Genomic DNA, 25,948 nt, shown 5'->3' with positions numbered 1-25,948 from the left:
TTCCGTGTCCGGGCCGGAACGCTCTAGGCGCCCGCTCCCGCGCTGATGCGTCCACCGACGCCACGGGCGTCGCGCTTGCCGGCGACGTCCTTGCGAAGCTCCTTGGGGAGCGAGAACATCAGGTCCTCCTCCGCCGTCTTGACCTCCTCGACGTCGCCGTACCCGGCGGCGGCGAGGTCGTCGAGGACCTCCTGGACGAGCACCTCGGGCACCGAGGCGCCGCTGGTGACGCCGACGGTGCGGATGCCCTCGAGCCACTCCTGCTTGATCTCGCTCGCGTAGTCGACCCGGTAGGCGGCCTTCGCGCCGTACTCGAGGGCGACCTCGACGAGGCGCACGGAGTTGGAGGAGTTCGCGGAGCCGACGACGATGACCAGCTCGGCGCCCGCGGCGACCTTCTTGATCGCGACCTGGCGGTTCTGCGTGGCGTAGCAGATGTCGTCGCTCGGCGGGTCCTGCAGGTTGGGGAAGCGCTCGCGGAGACGGCGCACCGTCTCCATCGTCTCGTCGACCGAGAGCGTCGTCTGCGAGAGCCAGACGACCTTGTCCGGGTCCTTCACGACGATGTTCGGCACGTCGTCGGGGCTGCCGACGAGGGTGACGTGATCGGGAGCCTCGCCCGCGGTGCCCTCGACCTCTTCGTGGCCCTCGTGGCCGATGAGGAGGATCTCGAAGTCGTCGCGCGCGAAGCGGACGGCCTCGCGGTGCACCTTCGTCACCAGGGGGCAGGTCGCGTCGATCGCCTGGAGACTGCGGTCGGCCGCGCCCTGGACGACGGCCGGTGAGACGCCGTGCGCGCTGAAGACGATGTGCGATCCCTCGGGCACCTCGTCGACCTCGTCGACGAAGATGGCACCCTGGCTCTCGAGCGTGGAGACGACGTGCACGTTGTGCACGATCTGCTTGCGCACGTAGACCGGGGCACCGTAGTGCTCGATGGCCTTCTCGACGGCGACGACCGCGCGGTCGACTCCGGCGCAGTAGCCGCGGGGCGCGGCGAGGAGGACGCGCTTGCGGCCCTCGACGGGGACGTCGCGCAGACGCCCTGTGGCGCGGGGCATGCGCGGCATGGGCAGGCTGATCGGGACTTGGCTCACCCCCTGATTCTACGTGGTGCATCCTGTGCCCGGGCCGTCCCGGTGTCGGACCCGTCCCGTACCGTTGTCGTCGCGGGAGGGCACTCCCGTTCCCCCCGTCCCTCCGAGCAGAGGCAGCGATGACCGACGCCCCACCCACCGCCGACGCACCCTGGCCGGTCGGCCTGCTCGCCAGCAAGATCAAGGGCTGGATCGAGCGCCTCGGGACCGCGTGGGTCGAGGGCGAGATCACCCAGTGGGGCGCGTCCGGCGGCAACGTCTACGGGAAGCTGAAGGACCTGTCCGGAGACGCGACGGTCGGCTTCACCGTCTGGTCGTCGGTGCGGAGCCGCCTCCCGGCCGACCTCAAGCAGGGCGATCGGGTCATCGCGCTGGTGAAGCCCAACTACTGGGTCAAGGGCGGCACGCTCTCGATGCAGGTCTTCGAGATGCGCCACGTCGGCCTGGGCGATCTGCTGGAGAAGCTCGAGCGGCTCCGCCGGCAGCTCGCGTCGGAGGGGCTGTTCGACGCCTCCCGCAAGAAGCCGCTGCCGTTCCTCCCGCACGGCGTGGGCCTCATCACCGGCAAGGACTCGGACGCCGAGAAGGACGTGCTGCGGAACGCGCAGCTGCGCTGGCCGGCGGTGCGCTTCCGGGTGGTCCACTCGGCCGTGCAGGGCGACCGGACGGTCCCGGAGGTGCTCTCGGCCCTGCGGACCCTCGAGGCCGACGACAGCATCGACGTGATCGTGATCGCCCGCGGAGGCGGCGACTTCCAGAACCTGCTCGGCTTCAGCGACGAGGCGCTCGTGCGCGCCGTCGCCGCCTGCTCCACTCCGGTCGTCAGCGCGATCGGCCACGAGGCCGACCGCCCGCTGCTCGACGACGTCGCCGACCTGCGCGCCTCCACTCCCACCGACGCCGCGAAGAGGGTCGTGCCCGACGTCTCCGACGAGCTGCTGCGCGTGCAGCAGGCCCGGCTGCGGATGACCGGCCGCGTGAGCGGGCTCGTCTCGCACGAGATCGACCGGCTCTCGCAGCTGCGCTCGCGGCCGGTGCTCGCCCAGCCGCACGTGCTGGTCGACCGGCACTCCGAGGAGCTGACCCGCTGGGTCGCGCGCGGCGCCGAGCTGGTGGACCGCCGCCTCGAGCGCGCGCACCTCGAGGTCGAGCGCCTGCACGGCCACCTGCGCGCCCTCTCCCCCCAGCACACCCTCGACCGCGGCTACGCAATCGTCCAGAACGCGGCCGGGCACGTCGTCCGGGCACCCGGCGACGCGCCGGTCGGCGGCGCACTCGTCCTCACGCTCGTGGAGGGGGCCGTCGGCGCCCGCTCCGAGGGGCCCACCGGCGATCCTGCCGGCCGGTCCTGAGCCCGCCGCGCCACCCGTCCCCCTCAGCCCCGATCGATAGGATCAGACCCATGCCCGACTCCCCCGACGCCCCGGCGACCGACTCCGACGTCTCGGGATTCTCCTACGAGCAGGCGCGCGACGAGCTCGTCCGCGTCGTCTCCGAGCTCGAGCAGGGCAGCTCCACCCTCGAGCGCTCGCTCGCCCTGTGGGAGCGCGGCGAGGCCCTCGCCGCCCGCTGCGAGGAGTGGCTGATCGGAGCACGCGCCCGGCTGGACGCGGCCCGCTCCGGAGGGGCGGCCGCCGGATGAGCCGCGCGAAGCCCGCGCGGGTCGTCGCCGAGCTCGGGCGCCCGGAGACGGCGGCCGAGACGGCCGCACGCAAGGCCGAGAACTCCCGGCTCTACCGTCAGCGCAAGACGGTCAACAACCTCGTCTTCTCGCTGCTCGCGACCGTCGGCGCCGTAGCGCTCATCGTCCTGCTCGTCCCCCGCGGCGACACCGTGGAGCTCTCCTCGGTCGACGTCCCCCGCGTCGCCGCACAGGTCCAGCTGGGCGAGGAGCAGACGCTCGCCGCGCCCTCCCTGCCCGACGGCTGGAAGGCCAACGCGGCCGAGCTCCGCCGCGAGAACGGCACCGACTACTGGTACGTCGGCCTGATCACCCCGAAGGCGGGCTACATCGGCCTGAGCCAGGGGCTCGACGCGGACGCGGCCTGGGTCGCGACGCAGCTCGACCGCCGGGCGGCGACCGGCGTCGAGACGATCGACGGCCGCGACTGGACCGTCTACGACCACCGCGACTCCGGCGACGACACCGGCAACACGCCCTACGCACTCGAGACGACGGAGGGCTCCAGCACCTACCTCGTCTACGGCACGGCCCCGACGGACGAGATCCGCCGGGTCGTGGACGCCATCACCCCGCAGATCGGCCAGGAGAAGTCTCGATGAGCCTCGGAACCAGCAGCACCGTCCCCCGCGAGTCCCGCCCGCCGGCGTGGGTCTGGAAGGAGATGCTCCGCGGCAACCAGCGCTTCGTCGCCGGCGAGCCCCGCCACCCCCGCCAGGACGTCGAGCGCCGCGCCGAGCTCGCCGCCGCGCAGGCCCCGCTCGCCGCGCTCTTCGGCTGCAGCGACTCCCGCCTCGCGGCCGAGATCATCTTCGACCTGGGGCTCGGCGACCTCTTCGTCGTCCGCAACGCCGGCCAGGTGATCGCCGACTCCATCATCGGCTCGCTGGAGTACGGCGTCGCCGTTCTCGGCGTGAAGGTGCTGCTCGTGCTCGGCCACGACGAGTGCGGAGCGGTCCGGGCGGCGATCCAGTCGCAGGCGCCCGGCGCCGAGCGGCTCCCCCCGCACATCGAGCACCTGATCGAGCCGATCATCCCCGCGGTGCGCCGCCTCGTGGGTGCTCAGCCGGACGGCCGCGTGCTCGTCGACCCGTCGGCGACCGACGCGCTGGCCGTCGGCCGCGAGCACCTGCGCGACACGGTCGCCGAGCTGCTCCAGCGCTCCCCGCTGATCGCCGACGCTGTCGCGACCGGGCGGCTCGCCCTCGTGGGCGCCAACTACCGGCTCTCGGACGGCACCGTGATGTCCGATGTCGTGCTCGGCATCGATCCGCCCGAGCTCAGCCCCTACGTCTCCGAGCTGGAGCGCGACTCCGGCTCGGCCTCCTCCGCCGCCGCTCCGAGCGCGGTGGGATCGGATCCCGCGTGAGCGGCTCCGGACAGCACGGCACCAACCGATCAGACAAGGACGAACACAGCGTGGTGGATCACTCCCCGACCGACGACTCCGGCGACTTCCGCATCGAGCACGACACGATGGGCGAGGTGCGGGTCCCCCGCGACGCCCTCTACGCCGCGCAGACCCAGCGGGCGGTCGAGAACTTCCCGATCTCGGGTGCGGGGCTCGAGCCGGCCCAGATCGCGGCCCTCGCGCGCATCAAGAAGGCGGCGGCGCTGGCCAACGCCGAGCTGGGCGTGCTCGACGCCGACATCGCCACGGCGATCGCCGACGCGGCCGACCTCGTCGTCGGGGGCGGCTACGACGCGCACTTCCCGATCGACGTGTACCAGACCGGCTCGGGCACGTCCTCGAACATGAACATGAACGAGGTGCTGGGCTCGCTGGCGACCACGGCCCTCGGACGCACCGTGCACCCGAACGACCACGTCAACGCCTCGCAGTCCTCCAACGACGTGTTCCCCACCTCGGTCCACGTCGCCGTCACCGGCGCGCTCATCGAGTCGCTGATCCCCTCGCTCGAGCAGCTCGCCGAGTCGCTCGAGGTCAAGGCGGAGCAGTGGGCCGAGGTCGTCAAGGCCGGCCGCACCCACCTGATGGACGCCACCCCCGTCACGCTCGGCCAGGAGTTCGGCGGCTACGCCGCGCAGATCCGCCTCGGCATCGAGCGCGTGCAGTCGGCGCTCCCCCGCGTCGCCGAGGTCCCGCTCGGCGGCACCGCGGTCGGCACCGGGATCAACACCCCCGCCGGATTCCCGCAGAAGGTCATCGCACGCCTCGCGGAGGAGACGGGCCTGCCCGTCACCGAAGCCCGCAACCACTTCGAGGCCCAGGGCGCGCGGGACTCGCTGGTCGAGGCCTCCGGAGCGCTGCGCGTGCTCGCGGTGAGCCTGACCAAGATCAACAACGACCTCCGCTGGATGGGCTCCGGCCCCAACACCGGCCTCGGAGAGCTGCGGATCCCCGACCTCCAGCCCGGATCCTCGATCATGCCCGGCAAGGTGAACCCGGTGATCCCAGAGGCCGTCCTCATGGTCTGCGCGCGCGTGATCGGCAACGACGCCACCATCGCCTGGGCGGGCGCCTCGGGCGCCTTCGAGCTCAACGTCGCGATCCCCGTCATGGGGACGGCGCTGCTGGAGTCGATCCGCCTGCTCGCGAACTCCGCCGTGCTGCTCGCCGACAAGACCGTCGACGGCCTCGAGGCCGACGTCGAGCACGCCCGCGCCCTCGCCGAGTCCTCACCCTCGATCGTCACCCCGCTCAACAAGGTGATCGGCTACGAGGCCGCCGCCAAGGTCGCGAAGAACTCGGTCGCCAAGGGGATCACCGTCCGCGAGTCGGTCGTGGACCTCGGCTTCGTCGAGCGCGGCGAGGTGACGGAGGAGCAGCTCGACAGCGCCCTCGACGTCATGTCGATGACCCACCCCGGCTGAGCCCGGCCCTCCGACGGCCCGTCCCTGCGCTCGGCGCGGAGGCGGGCCGTCAGAGCACCAGCCAGAACCCCGTGAGCAGGAACGGTCCGAACGCGACCCGTCCGCGGACGCGCAGCACGAGCACCCACAGCCCTGCCACCGCGAAGCCGACAGCGGGCGCGGCGACGACCTGCTCGGGTCCGAGAGCCGCGAGCGGCGGTGCGAGGGCCGCCTGGAGCTTCACGTCGCCGAGGCCCAGCCCGCCCGCCGCATGCAGCACGCCCAGGCACAGCACCGTCGCGAGGACGGCGAGAAGCGTCCCCGCCGTGGGCGCGAGGACGGCTCCGACCACCAGCAGCGGGAGCGTGACCGCGTTCGGGAGCCGGTGCCCGCGCACGTCCGACAGCACCAGCGGCACGCTCGCGAGCGCCACCGGGACGAGGCCGGGCGCCCGATCGAGGTGCGGGGCCCCGATCAGGAGGAGCACCAGGGCGCCGAGGAGCAGGGCGGCCCGGTCGAGCAGAGATCCGCGGAGCATCCGCCGAGACTAGGGGGCGACGCCCTCGGGGCGTCGGAGTTCTCCACAGGGCGGCCCGCCGGCGTGCTCGGGCGGCGGCGGGTCCCATCCCGGCCTCAGTCGTGCGGCGGCAGCGGTCCCAGCAGGAGCGACGCCCAGGCGCCGTGCGCCGACGCGTCGTCGGAGGGGTGGAACTGCCCGGCGAGCACGTCTCGGTAGAGGCGACCGAGCTCCGACCGGCGCTGGTACGCCGAGCCGCCCGCGATCCGGACGGCGCTCTCGACCACGCGGAGCGCTCCTTCCGTGGTGCGGATCTTCACCCCGACCAGCGAGGGGAACCAGCGCGCACCGCGGTCGACGAGCGCGTCCACGTCGGCCGCCGCCGTGCGCAGGGGCGCCTCGAGCCCGTCGAGCAGCATCCCGGTCTCAGCCACCCGGTGCCGCACCTCGGGGTCCTCCGCCAGTGGCCGCCCTCCCGCCCGGAGGGAGGTCCGTCGGCGGACGGAGGCGACGGCGAGGTCGAGCGCGCGCTGCGCGACACCGAGGTAGACCGAGGAGATCAGCAGCTCGAAGGCCGCGAAGACGGCGAAGACGAAGGGGTCGGCGGTCGGTCCGACGGGCAGCGAGCGGATCATCCGCTCGGCCGGGACCTCGACGCCGTCGAGCACCGTCGTGCGGCTCTGGGTCGCCCGCATGCCGAGTGTGTCCCAGTCGTCGCGGACCTCGAGCCCGGCGACCGGAGACTCCGGGCTCTCACGGTGCACGAAGCCGTGCACGAGCCGTGGCTCCGACCCGCTGTCGTCGCGGCCGAACACGCCGAGCCGCGTCCAGGCGGGCGCGAGGGAGGTGAAGACCTTCGTTCCGGTGAAGCGGTAGCCGCCGTCCCCGAGCGGCTCCGCCCGCGTCAGTGAGTCCGAGAGCACCAGGTCGTTGCCCGCCTCGCTGTTGCCGAAGGCGAAGACGTGACCCGCCGCGGCGTCGACGAGGACCGAGCGGAGGGAGTCGTCGCCCCGCTCGAGCAGGAGTCGCGCGATCCCGGTCCAGACCAGGTGCATGTTGACGGCGAGCGCGGTCGCGGGCGCGGCCGTCGCGAGGCGCGTCTGCTCGGCGGCCGCCTGCTCCAGGCCGAGGCCGGCACCGCCGAGCTCCTCGGGGACGAGCAGCGCCAGGTACCCGATCGAGCGCAGCTCCTCCAGGTCGTCCGCGCAGAACGCGTTGCGCTCGTCGTAGTCGGCCGCGCGGGTGCGGAAGCGCTCGAGGAGCGCGTCGTCGAGGATGCTCACCCGTCCACGCTACGCCCCGGTGCCCTGCAGGGACGCGCCCGGCCCGGGGATCCTCGGATCCCACGGGCCGGACGCACGGCGAGCCCGTCAGGCGAGCTCGTTCGATTCCAGCATCTCGGTGACCAGAGCGGCGATCGCCGAGCGCTCGGAGCGGGTCAGCGTGACGTGCGCGAACAGCGGGTGGCCCTTCAGCGTCTCGATCACGGAGGCGACCCCGTCGTGCCGGCCGACCCGGAGGTTGTCGCGCTGCGCCACGTCGTGGGTCAGCACCACCCGGGAGTTCTGCCCGACGCGCGAGAGCACCGTGAGCAGGACGTTCCGCTCCAGCGACTGCGCCTCGTCGACGATCACGAACGCGTCGTGCAGCGAGCGCCCGCGGATGTGCGTGAGCGGCAGCACCTCGAGCATCCCGCGCTCGATCACCTCGTCGAGCACGTTCTGCGACACCAGCGCCCCGAGCGTGTCGAAGACCGCCTGCGCCCAGGGGTTCATCTTCTCAGCCGCGTCGCCGGGCAGGAAGCCGAGGTCCTGGCCGCCCACCGCGTAGAGCGGCCGGAAGACCATGATCTTCTTGTGCTGGCGCTTCTCCAGCACCGCCTCCAGGCCCGCGCAGAGCGCCAGCGCCGACTTGCCGGTGCCGGCCCGGCCGCCGAGCGAGACGATGCCGACCTCCGGGTCGAGCAGCAGGTCGATCGCGAGCCGCTGCTCCGCCGACCGCCCGTGCAGGCCGAACACGTCCTTGTCGCCGCGGACCAGCGTGATCTGCCGCTTGCCAGTGACCCTCGCGAGAGCGGAGCCGCGGTCGGAATGGACGACGAGTCCGGTGTTGACCGGGATGTCGGCCACGACGTCCGTGAAGAGCCGCTCGCGGTCGTAGAGCTCGCTCATCGCGTCGCCGCCGAGCGTCACGTCGTCCATGCCGGTCCAACCGGACTCGGGGGCCTGCTCGGCCAGGTACTCCTCGGCGGCGAGGCCGATGGAGGCGGCCTTCACGCGCATCGGCATGTCCTTGGACACGACGGTCACCGCGGCGCCCTCGCTCTGCAGGTTGAGCGCGACGGCGAGGATCCTCGCGTCGTTGTCGCCCATCTGGAGCCCGCTCGGCAGCACCGACATGTTCGAGTGGTTGAGCTCGACGCGGAGCGTGCCGCCGCGGCCGACGGCGATGGGGAAGTCGAGGCGCTCGTGCTGCACGCGCAGCTCGTCGAGGCGGCGCAGAGCCTGCCGGGCGAAGTAGCCGATCTCGGGATCGTTGCGCTTGCCCTCGAGCTCGCTGATGACGACGATCGGCAGCACGACGGCGTGCTCCGCGAACCGGAACATCGAGGAGGGATCCGACAGCAGCACCGAGGTGTCCAGGACGTAGGTGCGGAGGAGCTGATCGGCCGGATCCGAGGAGCCGTGCTGGACACGGCGGTGGACGCCGCCCTGCGTCCCGGTCTGCGGATCCATGCCCTGGGGAACTGTCACGACGACTCTCCACACTCCGGGGGCCGGAGCCCCCGGCTCATGTCCTCGAGCCGGTCTCATCGGTGCGTGTCGTGCACCGCGCAGTGTCCCTTCGGCGTCTGCGCGATGTCGAGCCGTACTTCTGTGGCCGTCTCGACCAGGCGCTGTACCTGATGACTCGAACCTAACCCGGCGAATGACATCCGTGTGCTTCTCACCGCTACGAATGTGTAACCAGTGTGTGAACGCGCGGAATCCGGCCTAGTAGTCGATGCTCGTGGCCGACGAGATCAGGGCGGCGCGGAGCAGCGCGAGGGTCGCGTCGGTGGTGCCGGCGTGCGCGCTGAAGCGGACGGTGCTCGGACGCACGCGCGCGGTGACGCCGTGCGCGGCGAGGGAGGCTGCCAGCGGGGCCAGCTCCTCCGGCTCCGGCTCGACGACCACGATGCCGGCGCGCTCGTGCTCGCCGCGGGAGCCCACGACCGCCAGCCCGAACTCGTCCGCGAGGTCGACGATCGCGCTGACCCGCTCCGCCACGAGCGCGGCGATCGTCGACTGCCCGACCGCGGCGACCTCCTCCAGCGCCGACGCGAGCCGGGCCTGGGCGATCGGGTCCGGGTTGCTGATGCTGAAGGCGCGGGCGTCGCCGCGCGGCGGAGCCACCTCGTCCCACGGCTCCGCCTGCTCCGATCCCGTCCAGCCGGAGAGCACCGGGGTCAGCCGCGACAGCGCCCGCTCGCTGAGCGCGAGGAAGCCCGTCCCCCAGCCGGCGCGGAGCCACTTCTGGCCGCCGGTGACGACCACGTCCGCCAGCTCGTAGGGCGCGTCGACGACGCCGAAGCCCTGGATCGCGTCGAGGACGAGCATCCGGTCGCCGATCACGTCCCGGATCGCCGCGACGTCCGCGAGGTAGCCCGTGCGGGAGTCGACCAGGCTCACCGCGACGGTCGTCACGTCGCCCGTGAGCTGCTCGCGGACCGCCTCCGGCGTCACCCGTCCCTGCTCGGTCCGCAGCCAGCGGGGCTCCACCGAGCCGAGAGCCTGCGCCGAGCGCACCGCCGCGAACGGCAGGCTCGGGAACTCCGCGGCCGACAGCAGCACCGCGCCCGAGGCGCCGAACAGCGCGTGCAGGAGGCCGGTCGAGGTGTTGGGCTGGAAGACGACGCTGTCGGCGGGGACGCGCACGAGCGCCGCCGCCGCCTCCCGGACGCGCTCGTCCTGCCGGAACAGCTCGTCGAGGGTGCCGCTGCGCGCGCGCACCAGCAGCTCGACGGCCGCCTCCTGCTCGGCGGCGACGGTCGCCGAGAGCGGGCCCACCCGGCCGAAGTCGAGGTACCCGGTCTCCTCGCCGAAGCCGGGGAGGTAGTCCTCGGTCGTGGTGGAGGTGGCCTCGTTCGAGCTCATGCCGGCCCTTCCGGTCGGTGGTGCGGCAGGAGCCGCGAGGTCAGCTGCCGAAGCGGCGGTGCCGTCCGGCGTAGTCGCGGAGCGCGCGGAGGAAGTCGACCTCGCGGATGTCGGGGCCGAGCGCCTCCATGAAGTAGAACTCGCTGTGCGCGCTCTGCCAGAGCATGAAGTCGGAGAGGCGCTGCTCCCCCGAGGTGCGGATGACCAGATCGGGGTCGGGCTGCCCGCTGGTGTACAGGTGCTCGCCGATGAGCTCCGGGGTCAGCAGGCCCGCGACGTCCTCGATGGAGGAGCCGCGCTTGCCGTGCTCCTCCAGGATGCTCCGCACGGCCTGGGCGATCTCGTGCCGCCCGCCGTAGCCGACCGCGAGGTTGACGTGCAGGCCCGTGTGGGAGGCGGTGCGCGCCTCCGCCGTGTCGAGCGCGGCCACGAGCGAGGGCGGGAGGCCCTCGTCGGAGCCGACGTGCTGCACCCGCCAGTCGGGCTGCTGCGAGACCTCCTCGGCGAGGTCGGCGATGATCGCGATCAGCTCGGTCAGCTCGCTGCTGTCGCGGCCGACGAGGTTGTCCTGCGAGAGCAGGTAGAGGGTGACGTGGCGCACGCCGAGCTCGTCGCACCACTGCAGGAACTCGTGCACCTTGGCGGCGCCGGCCCGGTGGCCGTGCGCGGCGGTCTCGAGGGCCCGCTGCCGCGCCCAGCGCCGGTTGCCGTCGATGATCATCGCGACGTGGTTCGGCAGGGAGTCGGGGGGAAGGCTCGAGCGGAGGCGCTTCTTGTAGACGCCGTAGAGGAGGTCCCTTCCCACAGGCAGTCTCGGCTTCGGCACAGTGACACGGTAGTCGACCCGGGGCGCTCCTCGAAGCCCGGCGGCGCTCGGCGTCGGCCCGGGACGGCGTCGTAGTCTGTCCGGCATGAGACAGCGGCCGACGCCTCCCCCGTCCGATCCCCGCGCCCGCACCGCCCGCGGCGGAGACGCCGTCGGAGCGGACGGCCCGGACCTGCCCGCCCTCCCCCTCGTCGAGGACGCGATCGAGCACGACTCCTCGGCGGAGGTCCGGCCCACCTGGCGCGGCTGGATCCACGCCGGCCTCTTCCCGCTCGCGATCGTCGCCGGAGTGGTGCTGATCGTGGTCGCGGAGGGGACCGCGGCGAAGTGGGCGGCCGCGGTGTTCGCGACCACGTCGCTCCTGCTCTTCGGCAACTCCGCTCTGTACCACCGCTTCGACTGGAAGCCGCGGACGAAGATGATCCTCAAGCGGATCGACCACGCCAACATCTTCCTGCTGATCGCCGGCACCTACACGCCGCTGGCCGTACTCGCCCTGCCGCCCGCGCAGGGCACGCTCCTGCTGGTCCTGGTCTGGGCGGGGGCGCTGCTCGGGATCGGCTTCCGCGTCTTCTGGATCGGGGCGCCGCGCTGGCTCTACGTGCCGCTCTACCTGCTGCTGGGCTGGGCGGCCGTCATGTACCTCGGTCCGCTCTTCGAGGCCAGCGCGACGATGATGGTGCTCGTCCTCGTCGGCGGTCTCTGCTACTCCGCGGGCGCCGTCATCTACGGGATCAAGAAGCCCAACCCGGTCCCGGGCGTCTTCGGCTTCCACGAGATCTTCCACGCGCTCACTGCCGTGGCGTTCCTCTGCCACTGGACGGCGGCGCTGATCGTCTCACTCCACCCCGCCTACAACGCCTAGCGGGGCCCGGGCCCACCGGTGCGGGCCGGGCTCAGCCCTCGCTGCGCTCCGCCTCCTCGGCGTCGAGCCGCTCCTTCACCTGGGCGGTGTAGGTGGTGCGCCGCACGCGCCGGACCATGTCGAGCGCGAGGAGGACGGCGGCCAGAGCGATCACGAGCATCGTGATGAAGCCGAAGAGGCCCGGCGTGACCGTGTCCTCGTTGAACTCGGGACCCGGGGTCGGCACCGTCGTGGAGGCGAGGACGACGGCGCGCTGGGCGCCCTCGAGCAGCCCGGCGATCACGCGCGCACCTCGTCGGCGACGACGACGCCGGAGCCGTCGGGCTCCGGGGACACCGGGGCGTCCCCCGAGGGCTCGGGGTCGGGAGCGATCGGCGGGACGACCGCGGTCGGGCCCGGGGCGAGCTCGGCCAGGTCGAGACCGGCGAAGAGATCCGTCTCGGGCGTCGGCGCGTCGACCCGGCTCTCGACGAGCTGGAAGTCGTCGGTCGGCCAGGCGGCGTCGATCGCCTCGTGCGGGAGGAAGAAGAAGGCGTTGTCCGGAGCGACCTGGCTGGCGTGGGCCAGCAGGGCCGCATCGCGCCGATCGTGGAAGCCGGAGATCACGACCCGCGTGGTCGCGAGGTACGGGGTGTCCTCGTTCCAGCGCTTCATCTCCTCGAAGACCGACAGGCGCGGGTCCTCCGGGTCGATCGAGCGCAGGTGCTCGGCGATCGCCCGCAGCTTCTGGCCGCTGAAGACGCGGTCGTAGTACAGCTTCGAGATCGACCACGGAGCGCCCGTGCCCCGGTACTCCTCGGCGAGGCCCGCCGCGCGGTACGCCTCGACGGCGACCTGGTGGGCGCGGATATGGTCGGGGTGCGGGTAGCCGCCGTTCTCGTCGTAGCTGATGATCACGTGCGGCCGGAACCGGCGGACCAGGCGCACGAGCGGAGCGGCGGCCGTGGCGAGCGGCAGACCCGCGAACGAGGCGGCGTCGACCTTCCCGTCCTCGGGCATGCCGGAGTCGACGAAGCCGAGCCAGGCGTGCTCGACGCCGAGCGCCTCGCGAGCGGCCGCCATCTCGTAGCGGCGGAGGCCGCCGATGTCGCGCTCGGCGTGCGCGCGGGCCTCGAGGCCCTCGTTCAGCACGGAGCCGGCCTCGCCTCCGGTGCAGGAGACCACCATGACCTCGGCGCCCCGCGAGGCGTAGGCGGCCAGTGTCGCCGCGCCCTTGCTCGACTCGTCGTCCGGATGGGCGTGCACGGCGAGGAGGCGCGGAGTGTCCCGCACCTCCGAATCGACGGAGACCTCGACGGCCTGGGACACGATCGCTCGATTCCTCGGGGTTTAATGGGATCGGCGCTCCTGTCCGCGAAGGACGCGCGCCACCCGTCCAGAGTAGACGCATCACCCAGGGAGTTCCGTGGCCGCCCGCACGTCCGAGAGCGTCGAGGGAGCCGCCGCGCCCGCGCATGATCCGGACGCGGTCCGCGCCGCCGGACCCCTCGCCACCCGCTACGGCCGCACGCCGCGCACCCGCCGCGGCAACCGCTGGGTCTTCGGCGGCGTCGCGCTCGCCTTCGTCGCCGTCTTCGCCGCCTGGGTCGTCTGGGCCGGACTCGACGGAGCACGCGGCGGGGTGGACGTCCAGGACACCGCGCACGAGGTCGTCGACGACCGCACCGTCACCGTCTCCTTCGACCTCACCGCGCCCGTCGGCCGCGAGGTCGCCTGCGCGGTCCAGGCCCTCAACGAGCAGTCCGCCGTGGTCGGCTGGCTGGTCGTGGAGTACCCCGCCTCGACGGAGCGCTTCCGCTCCTACACGGAGACGGTCCGCACCACCGAGCTCGCGAACACAGGTTTGATCTCCTCCTGCTGGCTCCCGTAGGCTTGCCCGAAGCCCTGACGGACTCGTCGGGGCCTCGCCATTCCCACCGCCGCCTGACGCCGGCCGTCCCCACCGCCGGACGCGGACACCTCCGCACGGTGCTGCCGGGCGCCGCGAGCGCGGCCCGCAGAGCAGGAGCCCACCATGGCCGACCAGTCACAGGTGACCTGGATGACCCAGGAGTCGTACGACCGCCTCGAGGCGGAGCTCACCGAGCTGTCCACCAACGGACGCGAGGAGATCGCCAAGCGCATCGAGGTCGCCCGCGAGGAGGGCGACCTGAAGGAGAACGGCGGCTACCACGCCGCGAAGGACGAGCAGGGCAAGATCGAGGCCCGCATCCGCCAGCTGACCTCCCTCCTCCGCGAAGCCGAGATCGGCACGCCCCCCGAGAGCCACGGGGTCGTCGAGGCCGGCACCATCATCACCGCCGAGATCGCCGGCGACGAGTCCCGCTTCCTCCTCGGCAACCGCGAGATGGCGGGCGAGAGCGACCTCGACGTCTACAGCCCCCAGAGCCCCCTCGGATCGGCGATCATGGGCCTGAACGTCGGCGACACCGCCCGCTTCACGGCACCCAACGGGCGGGAGATCGAGGTCCGCGTCGCCAACGTCGAGACCTGGTCCGGCCACTGATCGCACGTTGCGGCGCTCTCCGCGGCGTTGTCGTCGGGCGCGATACCGCCGGTATCGCTTCCTCCTCCGCCTTGCGGAGAACGCCGCGACGCACGATCAGCCCTCTCTGAACGGGAGCGGGGCGCCGGCTTCGCGGCGACGGCGAGGGCGCGAGATCGCCGGTACCGGCTTTGTCCTCCGCTCTGCGGAGAACACCGCGGCGCCCACAGGCGGTCAGTTGCGGGAGATGCGGGGGGCGTAGCCGGCGTCGGTGAGGACCTGGATGACGCGGTCGGCGTGCTCGGGGCCGCGGGTCTCGACGCTGATCTCGATCTCGACCTCGCTGATCTGCAGGCCCCGGCCGTGCCGGGTGTGCAGAACCTCGACGACGTTCGCGTTCGCCTCCGAGATGAGCTCCGCGATGCGCGACAGCTGCCCCGGACGATCCGGCAGCCCGATGCTCATCTTGAGGTAGCGCTCCGACGCGGCCAGGCCCCGGCTGATCACCCGCTCCATCATCAGCGGATCGATGTTGCCGCCCGACAGGATGACCGCGGTCGCTCCGGCGTCGCGGATCTTCCCCGTCAGGATCGCCGCGATGCCCACCGCGCCCGCGGGCTCCACCACGAGCTTCGCCCGCTCCAGCAGCACCAGCAGAGCCCGGGCGATGTCGTCGTCCTCGACGGTGACGACCTCGTCCACCATCTCGCGGACGATCGCGAAGTTCAGCTGCCCCGGCTTCGCCACGGCGATGCCGTCGGCGATCGTCGGAGAGATCGTGATCGCGGTCGGCTCGCCGCTCGCGAGCGAGAGCGGGTACGGCGCCGCGTTGGCCGCCTGCACGCCGATGACGCGGAGCGTGCGCCCCTCCTCGGCCGCCTTCTGCTTGGCCGCCGATGCGACCCCGGCGATGAGGCCGCCGCCGCCGATGGGCACCACGATGGTCTCGACGGCGGGGGCCTGCTCGAGGATCTCGAGGCCGACCGTGCCCTGGCCGGTGATCACGTCGGGGTGGTCGTAGGGAGGAACGAAGACCGCGCCCGTGCGCTCGGCGAACTCCGCCGCCGCCGCGAGCGCCTCGTTGAAGATGTGGCCGCTCAGCACCACGTCCGCGCCGTAGTCGCGGGTGGCCGCGAGCTTGGGCAGCGCGACGCCGATCGGCATGAAGATCGTGGCCTTGATCCCCAGCTCCCGCGCCGCGTAGGCGACGCCCTGCGCGTGGTTGCCGGCCGAGGCCGCCACGACTCCGCGGGCCCGCTCCTCCGGGGTGAGCCGCGACATCCGGAACACGGCTCCGCGGATCTTGTAGGAGCCGGTGCGCTGGAGGTTCTCGCACTTGAGGAACACGGGCGAGCCGAGGACCTGCGCGAGGAAGGTGCTCGTCTCCATGGGGGTGGCGGCGATGACGGGGGCGAGGACGGCGCGGGCCGCCTCGAACTCGTGGAGGGCGGGTCCGACGACGCGGCTAGTCTGCATGCTCTGCGGCAACTCTCTCGGGGGTTCGGGTCGGCGAGCGCCAGGCTCCGCTCGCGACGTACTTGACCATGACGTTGAGCGTGGCCACGACGGGCACCGCGAAGAAGGCGCCGGCGATGCCGCCGATGATCGAGCCTCCGGCCACCGCGAGCACGACGGCCAGCGGGTGGACCTTGACCGCCGACCCCATGATCAGCGGCTGGAGGATGTGGCCCTCGAGCTGCTGCACCGCGAGGACGACGATCAGCAGGAAGAGCGCGATCAGCGGTCCGTTGTAGACCAGCGCGATGAAGACGGCCAGCGCCCCCGTCACCACGGCGCCGATGACCGGCACGAAGGAGCCGAGGAAGACGAGCACGCCGATCGGGATGGCCAGCGGGACGCCGAGGAGGAAGGAGCCGAGGCCGATGCCGACCGCGTCGACGAAGGCGACCAGGATCTGCACCTTCACGAAGTTGGTCAGCGTCACCCACCCTGCGCGACCGGCGCCGTCGACGGCTCCGCGGGCGCGGCGCGGGAAGAGGCGGACGACCCAGCTCCAGATGTTCGGCCCGTCGATGAGGATGAACAGCGTCGAGAAGAGGGTGAGCAGCACGCCCGTCAGCAGGTGGCCGACGGTCGAGCCGACGCTGAGCGCGCCGCTGACCAGCATCCCCGAGTCCTGCTGCAGGGCCGTGAGCGCCTGCTGCGCGTACTGGTTGATGTCGGTCTCGGTGAGGTGGAGCGGCGACTCGAGGAGGAAGGCCTTGAAGTCGTCGTAGGACTGCACCGTCTGCCGGCTGAGGTCGTCGAAGCCGGAGTAGACCTGGGTGACGACGAGGAAGAGGAGCCCGCCGATCACCACGACGATCCCCAGCTCCGCCAGGACGACGGCGGCCCACTTGGGCCAGCGGTGGCGCTGGAGGAAGCTCGAGAACGGCACCAGCAGGGCGGCGATCACGATCGCGAGCAGGAGCGGGATGACGATCAGCCGCAGCTCGATGACGAGCAGCACCAGCACCGCGAGCGCCGCGACCACGACGAGGACGCGCCAGGCCCACGCACCGGCGATGCGCATCCCGTCGCTCACGAAGGCCGAATCGGCGACGGGAGCGGACCGGGAGGGGGCGGCCGGGGCGGCGGGCACGCCGGGCTGGACGGCGCGCGGGCCGGAGGTGCGGCGGGACCTGCCGAGTCTCATCTGCCCAGACTAGGCCCCGGCGCATACCCCGCGCGGTATCCCCGGGGAGTGCTCATGCGGCGGCGCCGACCGCCGCCTGCTCCGGTGCCGGAGCGACCGCGACCGGGCGCCGCGCGGGCAGCACGCCGACCCGCTCCCCCGGCTCGAGGCGGTGCCCCGACGCGTGCTGGACGGTGACCTCCTCGCCCGTCGCCAGCCGGACGGTCGAGCGCCGCACCGGCCCCAGGAAGCTCGAGGCGAGGACGACTCCGGGCAGGGAGTCGGGAGCGCCGTCGGCCACGACGGCGAGGTCCTCGGGGCGGAGGAACACCGATACGGGCCCGTCGGCCGCCGCCGCGTCGACGAGCGGCAGGCGCACGCCGAGCGCGAGGACCGATCCCGACGAGACCGTCCCCGCGACCACCGTCGAGAGGCCGACGAAGCGGGCCGTGAAGGCGGTCGCCGGGCGCGCGTAGAGGTCCTCCGGTGCACCCAGCTGCTCGATCCGCCCGGCGTTCATCACCGCGACGCGGTCGGCGACGGCGAGCGCCTCCTCCTGGTCGTGCGTGACGAAGAACGTGGTGATGCCGATCTCGGACTGCAGGCGCTTGATCTCGTCGCGCAGCTGGACGCGGACCTTCGCGTCCAGGGCCGACAGGGGCTCGTCCAGCAGCAGCACCCGCGGCCGCGTGACGAGGGCGCGCGCGAGCGCCACCCGCTGCTGCTGGCCGCCGGAGAGCTCGTGCGCGTAGCGGTCGCCGAGGGCGCCGAGGCCCACGACCTCCAGCGCCTCCCCCGCGGCCTCCCGGCGCTCGCGCGCCCCGACTCCCCGGGTGCGCAGCCCGAACTCGACGTTCTCGCGCGCCCGCAGGTGCGGGAAGAGCGAGTACGACTGGAAGACCATGCCCATGTCGCGCTTCGCGACGGGGACGTGGGCGACGTCCTCCTCGTCGACGAGGATCCGCCCCGCGTCGATCCGCTCGAGACCGCTGAGGGCGCGCAGGGCTGTGGTCTTGCCGCAGCCGGAGGGGCCGAGCAGCGCGATGAACTCACCCGGGGCCACGTCGAACGAGACGCCGTCGAGCGCTCGCGCGGAGCCGTAGTGCCGCTCCACGTCGACGAAGCGCACGCGGGCGCCGGGGAGGGTGGGAGCGGTCACGAGGAGCCTTTCGAGGAGCGCGCCCGGCCCGTCGGCAGGCCGATCCGCGCGAGGCGGCCGATCCCGAGCAGGAGGGCGAAGGCGAAGAGGAGCGAGAGCAGCGAGAAGATCACGGCGACGTAGGCGTCGGACTTCGACACCTGCACCAGGCCGGTCTGGAGGGTGGTGCGGCTGAGGAGCGAGGCGATCGTGTACTCGCCGAGAACGACTGCGACGGTGATCAGCGCGGCCGCGACCAGGCCCCGGCGCAGGTTCGGCAGGAGGACCCTCCCGAGCACCGCGAGCGGGCCCGCGCCGAGCGAGCGGGCCGCCTCCGAGAGCGTCACGGCGTCGAGACCGGCGAGGTCCGCCGCCACGGCGCGGTAGGCGTAGGGCAGGACCAGCACCCCGTAGGCGAGAGCGAGCGTCCACGGCGCGGAGCCGGCGAGCTCGGTGACCACGGAGTAGACCGGCGCGAGGCCGACGACGAGGACGATGGCGGGCACGGTCAGCGGGAGCAGGCAGACCAGCTCCAGAGCCTGGCGCAGGCGCGGGAGCCGGATCTCGACGAGCAACATCGTCGGCACCAGCAGGACCAGGACGATGAGGGCGGTGACGACGGCGAGGACCAGCGAGTTTCCGATCCCCTGGAACAGCGAGCGGTAGGCGCGCTCGTTCTCCGGGTCGAGGATCGCCGTCCAGTGCGAGAGGTCGTGGCCGCCGGCGCCGCGGAGCGTGAACTCCGCCATCGCGACGATCGGGACGGCGAACACCAGCCCGGTGATCACGAGCACCGCCCCGGACAGGAGCCGCGCGGGCCTCATCGCTGCCACCGCCGGGCCCGGCGCTGCAGCAGCGCGTACCCGGACGTCAGGACCACCATCACCGCGAGCATCCCGAGCGCGAGGGCGCCCGCGAGGTTCTCACGGCCCAGCACCGTCTCGCTGACCAGCGCGGCGCGGATCTGCAGGGGGACGATCTGCGCGCCCTGGCTGATCAGCGCCGCCGCGGTGGCGAAGGAGGAGAACGCGTTCGCGAACAGCAGCAGCACGCAGCCGAGGAACGACGGCGCCAGCACCGGGAGTGCCACGTGCAGCCAGTAGCCGAGCCGGCCCCCGCCGAGCACCGCGTTCGCCTCGGCCCACTCCGGGCGCAGGCCCTCGAGCGCGGGCAGGAACGTGAGCACCATCAGGGGCACCTGGAAGTAGAGGTAGGGCAGGACGAGCCCGGGCAGCTGGTAGAGCCACACGCCGTCGGCGTAGAGGTCGACGCCCGCTCCCGCGAGGAGGGTGGTCACCAGCCCCTGCACGCCGATCGTCGCGATGAAGGCGAACGCGAGCATCACACCGCCGAACTGCGCGAGGACGCTCGCCGCCGCATCGACGACGGTCCGGAGCGCCCCGCGCGCATCGGAGCCGAGCAGGGCCAGGCACACGACCGCGCCCAGCACCGCGCCGACCACGGCGGTCACGGCCGAGAGCCCGAGCGACGCGCCGAAGGCGGACAGCACGACGGGATCCCCGAGCGCGAGCACGTTCGCCGTGGTGAAGCGGCCGTCTCCGTCCGTGAATCCGGTCGCCACTGCGAGGACCGTGGGGACGGCCAGGAACAGCAGGACGTAGAGCGCGAAGGGGGCGACGCCCAGCACGGCCGGGGTGCCGCGCCGTCCCCGGGGCGCGGACGCCCCGGAGACGGCCTCGGCGGGAGCGGTGGTCACTGGATCGCCGCGGCCCACTTCTCGGCGAGGAGCGACGAGGCCGCCTCGGTCTGCTCCTCCGTGAACTGGACGAGGTCGGAGGGAGCGGCGCCGACGGCGTCGAGCGCGTCCTGGTCGACCGTGCCGGCCTCGGTCATCGCGGCCAGGCGCACCGGGTAGGCGCCGGCGGCGAGGTAGAGGTTCTGCGCGGCGTCGGAGTAGAGGTACTCCTGCCAGAGCCGCGCGGCCGCCGGGTGCGGAGCGTCGGCGTTGACCGCCTGGTTGTAGTAGCTGCCGACGGCGGAGCCCGGGAGGACGGTCGTCGTCCACTCGCGGGTGCCCTCGTTCGCCTTCCCGGCGGCGAGGTTGTTGTAGCTCCAGTCGAAGACGACAGGGGTCTCGCCCGAGGCGATGGTGGCGTCGGTCGGGTCCAGCGGCAGGAAGTTGCCGGCGTCGTTCAGCTTCTCGAAGAAGTCGATCCCCGCCTGGACGTCGTCGGCGGAGCCGCCGGACTGGAGAGCCGCGAGCTGCACTGCGGCCGCGGCGGCTCCCGCCTGGGTCGGGTCGCCGTTGATCGCGACCGAGCCGCGGTAGTCGGCGCCGAGGAGGTCCTCGAGCGACGTGGGCGCAGGCACCGCGGCCGCGTCGAACCCGATCGACATCAGGCCGGTGTAGTCGTTCACCCGGAGGCCCGACTCCTCCTTGTTCCCCTCGGGGATGTCGTCCCAGGACTCGACCTTGTACGGCGCGAACATGTCCGTGTTCGCCAGAGCGACGGCCGGCCCGAGGTCGAACACGTCGGGAGCGGTGTCCTGCCCGGCGAGGTTCTCCGCCGTGCTGATCTCCTCCGCGGAGGAGACGTCGGGGTCGGCGGAGTTCACGGTGATGCCGTACTCGTCCTCGAAGCCGCTGATCAGCTCGCCGTAGTTCGCCCAGGTGTCGGGCAGGGCGATGACGTTGAGCTCGCCCTCGGCCTTCGCGGCCTCGACCAGGGCGTCCAGCCCGCCGAGGTCCGCGGCGGACGTGGCGGACGCCGCGTCCGCGCCGCCGCCGTCGGACGAGGCGGTGGCGCCGCCGGAGCAGGCCGAGAGTGTGAAGACGAGGGCGGTGCCGGCGGCGGCGACCGCGGCGGTGCGCGACAGGCGCTGAATGGTCAAGGGTCCTCCAGGAGTCGGGTGGGCCGCCCCGGTGGGACGGCCTCGGGCACGGTAGGAGCGCCGCGAGTCGGCGAGGGAGCGCGGCGGTGAATGCCGGGCGAACGCCGGGGGCGAATCGGGGACGGCGATGTCGGGGGCGTTCGCTAGCGTGGGCGGACCATGACCGAGCAGCTCTCCCCCGCGCTGGCGCGCCGCATCGCCCTGGCGGCGCAGGGGTTCGGCCCCCGTCCGTCCCGGGTCGACGCGCGCCGGGTGCGCGCCGCCGTGGACCGGATCCGCCCGCTCCAGCTCGACTCGGTGAACGTCTTCGAGCGGAGCCACTACCTGCCGCTGCTCGCGCGGCTCGGCCCCTACGAGCGCTCCCTCCTCGACGCCGCGGCCTTCTCCCCCGACGGCCCCTACGTCGAGTACTGGGCACACGAGGCCGCCCTCGTCCGCCGCGAGGATCTCCCGCTCTACCGCTGGCGGATGGAGCACTACCGCCGGGTCCGCCTGCCCGAGCACGAGGGCTGGGCCCACGAGAACCGCGCCACCCTCGACTGGCTCCGCGCCGCGCTCGCCGACGGTCCCCTCCGCGCCTCCGAGATCGAGCACGAGGCCAACGTCCGCACGGGCCCCTGGTGGGGCTGGTCCGACATCAAGCGCGGCCTCGAGGTCCTGTTCCGCTGGGGCGAGGTGGTGACGGCGGGGCGCACGCGCTTCGAGCGCTCCTACGGTCTCGCCGAGCGGCTCCTCCCGAGCGCGGTGCTCGATGCCGACGTGCCCCTCCCCGACGCCGTCCGCGAGCTCGTGCGCCGGGCGGCCCGGGCCCACGGGATCGGCACCCTCGGCGACCTGGCCGACTACCACCGGCTGCTCCAGTCCCCCACGCGCGTCGCGATCGACGAGCTGGTCGAGGCGGGCGAGCTCGAGCGCGTCGAGGTGCGCGGCTGGGAGCGGGGCGGGCGATCCGTGCCGCTCTGGCGGCACGTCGACGCCCGACGCCCCCGCACGCTCCGGGCGGACGCGCTCCTCTCGCCGTTCGACCCCGTGGTCTGGCACCGGCCGAGGGCCGAGCTGTTCTTCGGCTTCCGCTACCGGATCGAGATCTACACCCCGGCCGAGCAGCGGGTCCACGGCTACTACGTCCTCCCCGTGCTCCTCGACGACGTGATCGCTGCCCGGGTCGACCTCAAGAGCGAGCGCAAGCGCCGGGTCCTCCTCGTGCAGGCCGCCTGGCTCGAGCCGGGGGCCCCTGCCGACACGCCGGAGCGGCTCGCCGCACTGCTGGTCGAGGCGGCGGCCTGGCAGGGCCTCGACGCCGTCGAGGTCGTCGGTCGCGGCGACCTCGCGGCCGCCCTCGCCGCAGCACTGAGGAGGATCGCGTGAGCGCGCCCGGCGGCGTCCTGGCGCTGGCGCTCTCGGAGCGCTGCGTCGCCCGTCTGCTCGAGCGCGGGAGCGTCGTCGGGGTCGGCACGGGCGAGCTCGCCCACGCGGCCGGCGTCTCCCTCCGGACCTTCCACCGGTACCTCGGCGGGAAGGAGGACTGCGTGCGCCCGGTGCTCGCCGCTGCGATCGCCGCGATGGGACGCGCCCTCCTCGAGCGCCCGGCCGCCGAGCCGCTGAACGCGGCGCTCGGACACGCCTTCGCCGCGGCGGCCTCCGGTCCCCAGCTCGACCGCACCCTCCGGCTGATCCCCCTGCTCACCGAGACCTCGGCGATGCGCGCCGTCTGGGCGCAGTCGCTGCACGACGGCGAGGAGGCGCTGACGCCGTTCCTCGCGGAGCGGATGGGGCTCGGCCGCACATCCCCGCACCGGGCGGCCGTCCTGGCCACCGTCGTCCTCGCCCTGGTCCGGCGGGCGCTGGTCGACGCGGCCGCGAGCGGCATCGACCCGGCGCCGGTCTTCGCCGAGTACCTGACGACCGTCGACGGCGGTCCGCTCGCGGCTCCGACCGGATGACGTTCCGTCCGGCGTGGTAACGCGTGCCCCGCTGCCCGGGGTGAGATCCGGGCGGGCGGCGATCGGCGACGGGGCGGCCGCCGGATCGGCCTGCTAGAAGCGCGAGCCCATCTCGGAGAGGCGGGCGACGCGGTCCGCGATCGGCGGATGGGTCGCGAAGAGGCGCGCGACCACCCCCGGCTTCGACGGGTCGGCGATCCAGAGGTGCGCCATCGAGCTGTTCTGCCGCTGCATCGGCCGGCCCGCGGACTCGAGCTTGAGCAGGGCGCGGGCGAGGGCGTCGGGGTGGCGGGTCGTCAGCGCGCCGGTCGCGTCGGCGAGGTACTCGCGCTGACGGGAGATCGAGAGCTGCACGACCGAGGCGACGATCGGCGCGAGGATCATCGACACCAGCCCGACGATCAGGAGCGCCGGGTTGCCCCCGCCGTTGCCGTTGCCGCCCCGCCCGAAGAAGGCCAGGCGGAGGAAGGCGTCCGAGAGGAAGCCCACCGCGACGACGAGACCGAAGACGATCATCGAGACGCGGATGTCGTAGTTGCGGACGTGGCCCAGCTCGTGGGCCATCACACCCTCCAGCTCGGCGTCGTCCATGATCGCGAGCAGGCCCGTCGTCGCAGCCACGACGGCGTGCTCGGGATCACGGCCGGTCGCGAACGCGTTCGGCGCCGGGTCGTCGATCAGGTACACCTTCGGCATCGGCGTGCCCGTCGCGATCGAGAGGTTCTCGACGATGCGGTACAGCCTCGGCTCGTCCGCCTTCTCCACCGCCACGCCGCCGCTGAGCGCGACCGCCTGGCGAGCGGCGAAGAAGTACTGGACGAACGCGTACCCGGCGGCGATCACGAGGACCACCACGACGATCGTCGTGCTGCGGTAGACCGCTGCCGCCAGGGCGCCCAGGCCGCCGATGATCACCAGGAACAGGACGAGGATCAGGACCGTGTTGCGCTTGTTGCGGGCGATCGCGCTGTACACGGCGGCTGCCTAGAACTGGACGCGCGGGGGCTCCGAGATCGCGGCGAGATCGCCGACCTCGAAGAACTCGCGCTCCGAGAAGCCGAGCCGACGCGAGAAGAGCGTGTTCGGGAAGACCTTCACCTTGGTGTTCATCTCGCGCACGCCGCCGTTGTAGAAGCGCCGGGCCGACTGGATCTTGTCCTCGGTGTCGACCAGCTCGCCCTGCAGCTGGAGGAAGTTCTGGCTCGCCTGCAGCTGGGGGTACGCCTCCGCGACCGCGAAGATCGACTTCAGCGCGCTCTGCATGTGGTCCTCGGCGACCGACGCCTCCGCCGGGCCCTGGGCCTGGAGCGTCTCGGCGCGAGCCTGCGTCACCGACTCGAAGACCTGGCGCTCGTGCGAGGCGTAGCCCTTCACGGAGTCGATCACGTTGGGGATCAGATCCGCACGGCGCTTCAGCTGGACGGTGATGTCGCTCCACGCCTCGTCCACGCGGACGTTGAGGGTGACCAGCGAGTTGTACGTCGCCCAGAGGTAGACCCCGAGGATGACGACGAGCGCGACGACGACGATGAGCGGGACGAGCCATTCCATGCCGTCCAGTGTAGGGACGGCGCGCTCCCCGGCACCTGTCGATGAGGCGCATTCGCAGGGGCGGGTCGGCCCTACTTGAGGGTCTTCTGCAGCAGGACGGTGCTGAGCCAGCGCTCGAACTTGAAGCCGACGCGGCCCATCCGGCCGACCTCGACGAATCCGAACTGCGCGTGCATCGCCAGCGACGCCTCCGCGCCCTTGTCGGCGATGACGGCCATGATCTGACGGATCCCCACGGCCTTCGCGCGCTCGAGGAGCTCGGCCATCAGCGCCCGGCCGAGGCCCTTGCCGGTGGAGGCCGCCCGCAGGTAGATCGAGTTCTCCACGGTGAAGCGGTACGCCCGCTTGGAGGACCACGGCGACACCATCGCGTAGCCGAGGATCTGGCCCGACGGCGAGACGGCCACGATGAAGGGCAGCCCGAGCTTCTGGTTGCGGGTGAACTTCGTCCGCCACTCCTTCAGCGTCGAGTCGTCCTCGTCGAAGGTCACCACCGTGTTGCGCACGTAGTGGTTGTAGATCTCGCGGATGTCCGGGAGGTCGGCGTCGCGGGCGTCGCGGATCTCGAACGAGAAGCCGGGCTCGGGAGGCGGCGCCTTCCGCAGGTGCGGCGGCAGGACGCGCCGGCTCTCGTACTCTTCCTCAAGCATCCGGCTCCCCTTCGGCTCCGCCCATCGATCCGGGCCAGCGTAGCCGCCCCGCGGGCGAGCGCCCGGTCACGCGAGAGCGCTCCAGTCGACCGGCTCCGCGCCGCGCTCCTCCAGGAGGGCGTTGGCGCGGCTGAACGGCCGGGAGCCGAAGAAGCCGCGCGAGGCCGACAGCGGGCTCGGGTGCGCGCTCTCGATCACGCCGGCCTCCCCCAGCATCGGGCGGAGCGACGCGGCGTCGCGGCCCCAGAGGATCGCGACGAGAGGCGCGTCCCGGGCGGCCAGCGTGCGGATCGCGTGCTCGGTGACCACCTCCCAGCCCTTCCCGCGGTGCGAGGCGGGAGCGCCGGGGGCGACGGTGAGGACCCGGTTGAGCAGCATCACGCCGCTCGAGGTCCAGCCGCTGAGGTCGCCGTGCTCGGGCGGCTCGACGCCGAGATCGTCCCGGAGCTCGCGGTGGATGTTCTGCAGGCTCCTCGGCAGCGGGCGCACGTGGCGCTCGACCGCGAAGGACAGCCCGATCGGGTGCCCGGGCGTCGGGTACGGGTCCTGTCCGACGATGAGGACGCGCACCTCCGCGAGCGGGGCGGCGAAGGCGCGGAGCACGTCGCGGCCCGCGGGGAGGTAGGGCCGACCGGCCGCGACCTCGCCGCGGAGGAAGTCGCCCATCGCGGCGATGTCCCCGGCGACGGGGGCGAGGGCCTCCGCCCAGCCCCGGTCGATCAGTCCCGAGGCCGCGAGTTCAGCGAGGTCCACCGAG

General features: G+C 72.8%; 28 protein-coding genes. 10 read left to right on the top strand and 18 right to left on the bottom strand.

Annotated features, from left to right (window positions below):
• Positions 1–23 precede the first annotated feature (23 nt).
• Positions 24–1,070, bottom strand: coding sequence for a 4-hydroxy-3-methylbut-2-enyl diphosphate reductase (locus C5B98_RS01245; RefSeq protein WP_104232760.1), 1,047 nt, complete (start codon positions 1,068–1,070; stop codon positions 24–26).
• Between the two features lie 146 nt (positions 1,071–1,216).
• On the opposite strand from C5B98_RS01245, the gene xseA reads away from it, so the two are divergent.
• From xseA to C5B98_RS01220, 5 genes are read left to right on the top strand one after another with little or no spacing between them, the layout of a single operon-like run.
• Positions 1,217–2,449, top strand: a complete 1,233-nt coding sequence (xseA, locus tag C5B98_RS01240) for an exodeoxyribonuclease VII large subunit (RefSeq protein ID WP_104327158.1) — start codon at positions 1,217–1,219, stop codon at positions 2,447–2,449.
• A 50-nt stretch (positions 2,450–2,499) separates the two neighbouring features.
• Positions 2,500–2,739, top strand: a complete 240-nt coding sequence (locus tag C5B98_RS01235) for an exodeoxyribonuclease VII small subunit (RefSeq protein WP_104224418.1) — start codon at positions 2,500–2,502, stop codon at positions 2,737–2,739.
• Positions 2,736–3,380: a DUF4245 domain-containing protein gene (locus C5B98_RS01230; RefSeq protein ID WP_104327157.1), complete on the top strand. Its 645-nt coding sequence runs from the start codon at positions 2,736–2,738 to the stop codon at positions 3,378–3,380. The genes C5B98_RS01235 and C5B98_RS01230 overlap by 4 nt, the downstream gene beginning before the upstream one ends.
• The gene (locus C5B98_RS01225) at positions 3,377–4,147 is read left to right on the top strand and encodes a carbonic anhydrase (protein WP_208543312.1); all 771 of its coding nucleotides are present in this window, start codon (positions 3,377–3,379) and stop codon (positions 4,145–4,147) included. The genes C5B98_RS01230 and C5B98_RS01225 overlap by 4 nt, the downstream gene beginning before the upstream one ends.
• A gap of 50 nt (positions 4,148–4,197) precedes the next feature.
• The gene (locus C5B98_RS01220) at positions 4,198–5,613 is read left to right on the top strand and encodes an aspartate ammonia-lyase (protein ID WP_104224420.1); all 1,416 of its coding nucleotides are present in this window, start codon (positions 4,198–4,200) and stop codon (positions 5,611–5,613) included.
• Positions 5,614–5,662: 49 nt separating this feature from the next.
• Here the strand turns inward: C5B98_RS01220 and C5B98_RS01215 are convergent, their stop codons facing one another.
• From C5B98_RS01215 to C5B98_RS01195, 5 genes are all read right to left on the bottom strand, one after another.
• Positions 5,663–6,130: a prepilin peptidase gene (locus C5B98_RS01215; RefSeq protein ID WP_104327156.1), complete on the bottom strand. Its 468-nt coding sequence runs from the start codon at positions 6,128–6,130 to the stop codon at positions 5,663–5,665.
• 95 nt (positions 6,131–6,225) lie between these two features.
• On the bottom strand, positions 6,226–7,392 hold the full coding sequence (locus C5B98_RS01210) for an acyl-CoA dehydrogenase family protein (RefSeq protein ID WP_104327155.1): 1,167 nt from the start codon (positions 7,390–7,392) through the stop codon (positions 6,226–6,228).
• An 87-nt stretch (positions 7,393–7,479) separates the two neighbouring features.
• The gene (locus C5B98_RS01205; RefSeq protein WP_104224423.1) at positions 7,480–8,844 is read right to left on the bottom strand and encodes a PhoH family protein; all 1,365 of its coding nucleotides are present in this window, start codon (positions 8,842–8,844) and stop codon (positions 7,480–7,482) included.
• A 258-nt stretch (positions 8,845–9,102) separates the two neighbouring features.
• Entirely contained in the window at positions 9,103–10,245 is a 1,143-nt protein-coding gene (locus C5B98_RS01200; RefSeq protein ID WP_104327154.1) for an aminotransferase class V-fold PLP-dependent enzyme, read from the bottom strand.
• A 40-nt stretch (positions 10,246–10,285) separates the two neighbouring features.
• On the bottom strand, positions 10,286–11,050 hold the full coding sequence (locus C5B98_RS01195) for an isoprenyl transferase (protein ID WP_279630826.1): 765 nt from the start codon (positions 11,048–11,050) through the stop codon (positions 10,286–10,288).
• A 106-nt stretch (positions 11,051–11,156) separates the two neighbouring features.
• Between C5B98_RS01195 and C5B98_RS01190 the strand changes: the two genes are divergently transcribed.
• Positions 11,157–11,936 carry a hemolysin III family protein gene (locus C5B98_RS01190; protein ID WP_104327153.1) on the top strand — a complete coding sequence of 260 codons (780 nt, stop codon included), beginning with the start codon at positions 11,157–11,159 and terminating at the stop codon, positions 11,934–11,936.
• A 31-nt stretch (positions 11,937–11,967) separates the two neighbouring features.
• Here the strand turns inward: C5B98_RS01190 and C5B98_RS01185 are convergent, their stop codons facing one another.
• Entirely contained in the window at positions 11,968–12,219 is a 252-nt protein-coding gene (locus tag C5B98_RS01185) for a hypothetical protein (protein WP_244230611.1), read from the bottom strand.
• Complete coding sequence (gene mca, locus C5B98_RS01180) at positions 12,216–13,244, bottom strand: mycothiol conjugate amidase Mca (protein WP_244229458.1); 1,029 nt, start codon at positions 13,242–13,244, stop codon at positions 12,216–12,218. The genes C5B98_RS01185 and mca overlap by 4 nt, the downstream gene beginning before the upstream one ends.
• Before the next feature lie 97 nt (positions 13,245–13,341).
• Between mca and C5B98_RS01175 the strand changes: the two genes are divergently transcribed.
• Positions 13,342–13,806 (top strand): DUF4307 domain-containing protein, encoded by a 465-nt coding sequence (locus tag C5B98_RS01175; RefSeq protein WP_104327152.1) that lies wholly within the window; start codon positions 13,342–13,344, stop codon positions 13,804–13,806.
• A gap of 144 nt (positions 13,807–13,950) precedes the next feature.
• On the top strand, positions 13,951–14,442 hold the full coding sequence (gene greA, locus C5B98_RS01170; RefSeq protein ID WP_104225519.1) for a transcription elongation factor GreA: 492 nt from the start codon (positions 13,951–13,953) through the stop codon (positions 14,440–14,442).
• Positions 14,443–14,655: 213 nt separating this feature from the next.
• On the opposite strand, the gene ilvA is transcribed toward greA, so the two are convergent.
• The 6 genes from ilvA to C5B98_RS01140 are packed head-to-tail and all read right to left on the bottom strand — an operon-like array spanning position 14,656 to position 21,047.
• Entirely contained in the window at positions 14,656–15,897 is a 1,242-nt protein-coding gene (ilvA, locus tag C5B98_RS01165; RefSeq protein WP_104224429.1) for a threonine ammonia-lyase, read from the bottom strand.
• Complete coding sequence (locus C5B98_RS01160; RefSeq protein WP_104327151.1) at positions 15,887–17,077, bottom strand: AI-2E family transporter; 1,191 nt, start codon at positions 17,075–17,077, stop codon at positions 15,887–15,889. The genes ilvA and C5B98_RS01160 overlap by 11 nt, the downstream gene beginning before the upstream one ends.
• A gap of 52 nt (positions 17,078–17,129) precedes the next feature.
• Positions 17,130–18,215: an ABC transporter ATP-binding protein gene (locus tag C5B98_RS01155; protein WP_104327150.1), complete on the bottom strand. Its 1,086-nt coding sequence runs from the start codon at positions 18,213–18,215 to the stop codon at positions 17,130–17,132.
• Positions 18,212–19,018, bottom strand: a complete 807-nt coding sequence (locus C5B98_RS01150) for an ABC transporter permease (protein ID WP_104327149.1) — start codon at positions 19,016–19,018, stop codon at positions 18,212–18,214. Before C5B98_RS01150 ends, C5B98_RS01155 begins: the two co-directional genes overlap by 4 nt.
• Positions 19,015–19,911 carry an ABC transporter permease subunit gene (locus C5B98_RS01145; protein WP_104327176.1) on the bottom strand — a complete coding sequence of 299 codons (897 nt, stop codon included), beginning with the start codon at positions 19,909–19,911 and terminating at the stop codon, positions 19,015–19,017. The genes C5B98_RS01150 and C5B98_RS01145 overlap by 4 nt, the downstream gene beginning before the upstream one ends.
• The gene (locus tag C5B98_RS01140; protein ID WP_104327148.1) at positions 19,908–21,047 is read right to left on the bottom strand and encodes an ABC transporter substrate-binding protein; all 1,140 of its coding nucleotides are present in this window, start codon (positions 21,045–21,047) and stop codon (positions 19,908–19,910) included. The genes C5B98_RS01145 and C5B98_RS01140 overlap by 4 nt, the downstream gene beginning before the upstream one ends.
• A 159-nt stretch (positions 21,048–21,206) precedes the next feature.
• Here C5B98_RS01140 and C5B98_RS01135 point away from each other — a divergent pair, with 159 nt between their 5' ends.
• On the top strand, positions 21,207–22,415 hold the full coding sequence (locus C5B98_RS01135) for a winged helix-turn-helix domain-containing protein (protein ID WP_104225513.1): 1,209 nt from the start codon (positions 21,207–21,209) through the stop codon (positions 22,413–22,415).
• A complete protein-coding gene (locus C5B98_RS01130; RefSeq protein WP_104224435.1) occupies positions 22,412–22,990 on the top strand; it encodes a TetR/AcrR family transcriptional regulator in 579 nt (192 codons plus the stop codon). The genes C5B98_RS01135 and C5B98_RS01130 overlap by 4 nt, the downstream gene beginning before the upstream one ends.
• Positions 22,991–23,083: 93 nt before the next feature.
• Here C5B98_RS01130 and C5B98_RS01125 read toward each other — a convergent pair whose 3' ends face one another.
• From C5B98_RS01125 to C5B98_RS01110, 4 genes are all read right to left on the bottom strand, one after another.
• A complete protein-coding gene (locus C5B98_RS01125) occupies positions 23,084–23,965 on the bottom strand; it encodes a M48 family metalloprotease (protein ID WP_104327147.1) in 882 nt (293 codons plus the stop codon).
• A gap of 9 nt (positions 23,966–23,974) precedes the next feature.
• Positions 23,975–24,541: a LemA family protein gene (locus C5B98_RS01120; RefSeq protein ID WP_104225511.1), complete on the bottom strand. Its 567-nt coding sequence runs from the start codon at positions 24,539–24,541 to the stop codon at positions 23,975–23,977.
• 71 nt (positions 24,542–24,612) lie between these two features.
• On the bottom strand, positions 24,613–25,191 hold the full coding sequence (locus tag C5B98_RS01115) for a GNAT family N-acetyltransferase (protein WP_104262462.1): 579 nt from the start codon (positions 25,189–25,191) through the stop codon (positions 24,613–24,615).
• A gap of 66 nt (positions 25,192–25,257) precedes the next feature.
• Complete coding sequence (locus tag C5B98_RS01110; RefSeq protein WP_104327146.1) at positions 25,258–25,944, bottom strand: uracil-DNA glycosylase; 687 nt, start codon at positions 25,942–25,944, stop codon at positions 25,258–25,260.
• Positions 25,945–25,948 lie beyond the last annotated feature (4 nt).

The sequence above is a fragment of the Rathayibacter sp. AY1A5 genome, from assembly GCF_002930875.1.
GTDB lineage: Bacteria > Actinomycetota > Actinomycetes > Actinomycetales > Microbacteriaceae > Rathayibacter.
The sequence above is the reverse complement of the archived record's forward strand: the minus strand, read 5'-3'. Positions and strand labels throughout refer to the sequence as shown.

Bases quoted from the DNA above. Each gene is read 5' to 3' on its own strand.
- C5B98_RS01245 (WP_104232760.1), bottom strand. From the start codon at position 1,070: ATGCCGCGCATGCCCCGCGCCACAGGGCGTCTGCGCGACGTCCCCGTC.
- ilvA (WP_104224429.1), bottom strand. From the start codon at position 15,897: ATGCAGACTAGCCGCGTCGTCGGACCCGCCCTCCACGAGTTCGAGGCG.
- C5B98_RS01225 (WP_208543312.1), top strand. From the start codon at position 3,377: ATGAGCCTCGGAACCAGCAGCACCGTCCCCCGCGAGTCCCGCCCGCCG.
- xseA (WP_104327158.1), top strand. From the start codon at position 1,217: ATGACCGACGCCCCACCCACCGCCGACGCACCCTGGCCGGTCGGCCTG.
- C5B98_RS01230 (WP_104327157.1), top strand. From the start codon at position 2,736: ATGAGCCGCGCGAAGCCCGCGCGGGTCGTCGCCGAGCTCGGGCGCCCG.
- C5B98_RS01235 (WP_104224418.1), top strand. From the start codon at position 2,500: ATGCCCGACTCCCCCGACGCCCCGGCGACCGACTCCGACGTCTCGGGA.
- C5B98_RS01190 (WP_104327153.1), top strand. From the start codon at position 11,157: ATGAGACAGCGGCCGACGCCTCCCCCGTCCGATCCCCGCGCCCGCACC.
- C5B98_RS01120 (WP_104225511.1), bottom strand. From the start codon at position 24,541: ATGGAATGGCTCGTCCCGCTCATCGTCGTCGTCGCGCTCGTCGTCATC.
- C5B98_RS01205 (WP_104224423.1), bottom strand. From the start codon at position 8,844: ATGGATCCGCAGACCGGGACGCAGGGCGGCGTCCACCGCCGTGTCCAG.
- greA (WP_104225519.1), top strand. From the start codon at position 13,951: ATGGCCGACCAGTCACAGGTGACCTGGATGACCCAGGAGTCGTACGAC.
- C5B98_RS01150 (WP_104327149.1), bottom strand. From the start codon at position 19,018: ATGAGGCCCGCGCGGCTCCTGTCCGGGGCGGTGCTCGTGATCACCGGG.
- C5B98_RS01215 (WP_104327156.1), bottom strand. From the start codon at position 6,130: ATGCTCCGCGGATCTCTGCTCGACCGGGCCGCCCTGCTCCTCGGCGCC.
- C5B98_RS01160 (WP_104327151.1), bottom strand. From the start codon at position 17,077: ATGAGACTCGGCAGGTCCCGCCGCACCTCCGGCCCGCGCGCCGTCCAG.
- C5B98_RS01135 (WP_104225513.1), top strand. From the start codon at position 21,207: ATGACCGAGCAGCTCTCCCCCGCGCTGGCGCGCCGCATCGCCCTGGCG.
- C5B98_RS01200 (WP_104327154.1), bottom strand. From the start codon at position 10,245: ATGAGCTCGAACGAGGCCACCTCCACCACGACCGAGGACTACCTCCCC.
- C5B98_RS01115 (WP_104262462.1), bottom strand. From the start codon at position 25,191: ATGCTTGAGGAAGAGTACGAGAGCCGGCGCGTCCTGCCGCCGCACCTG.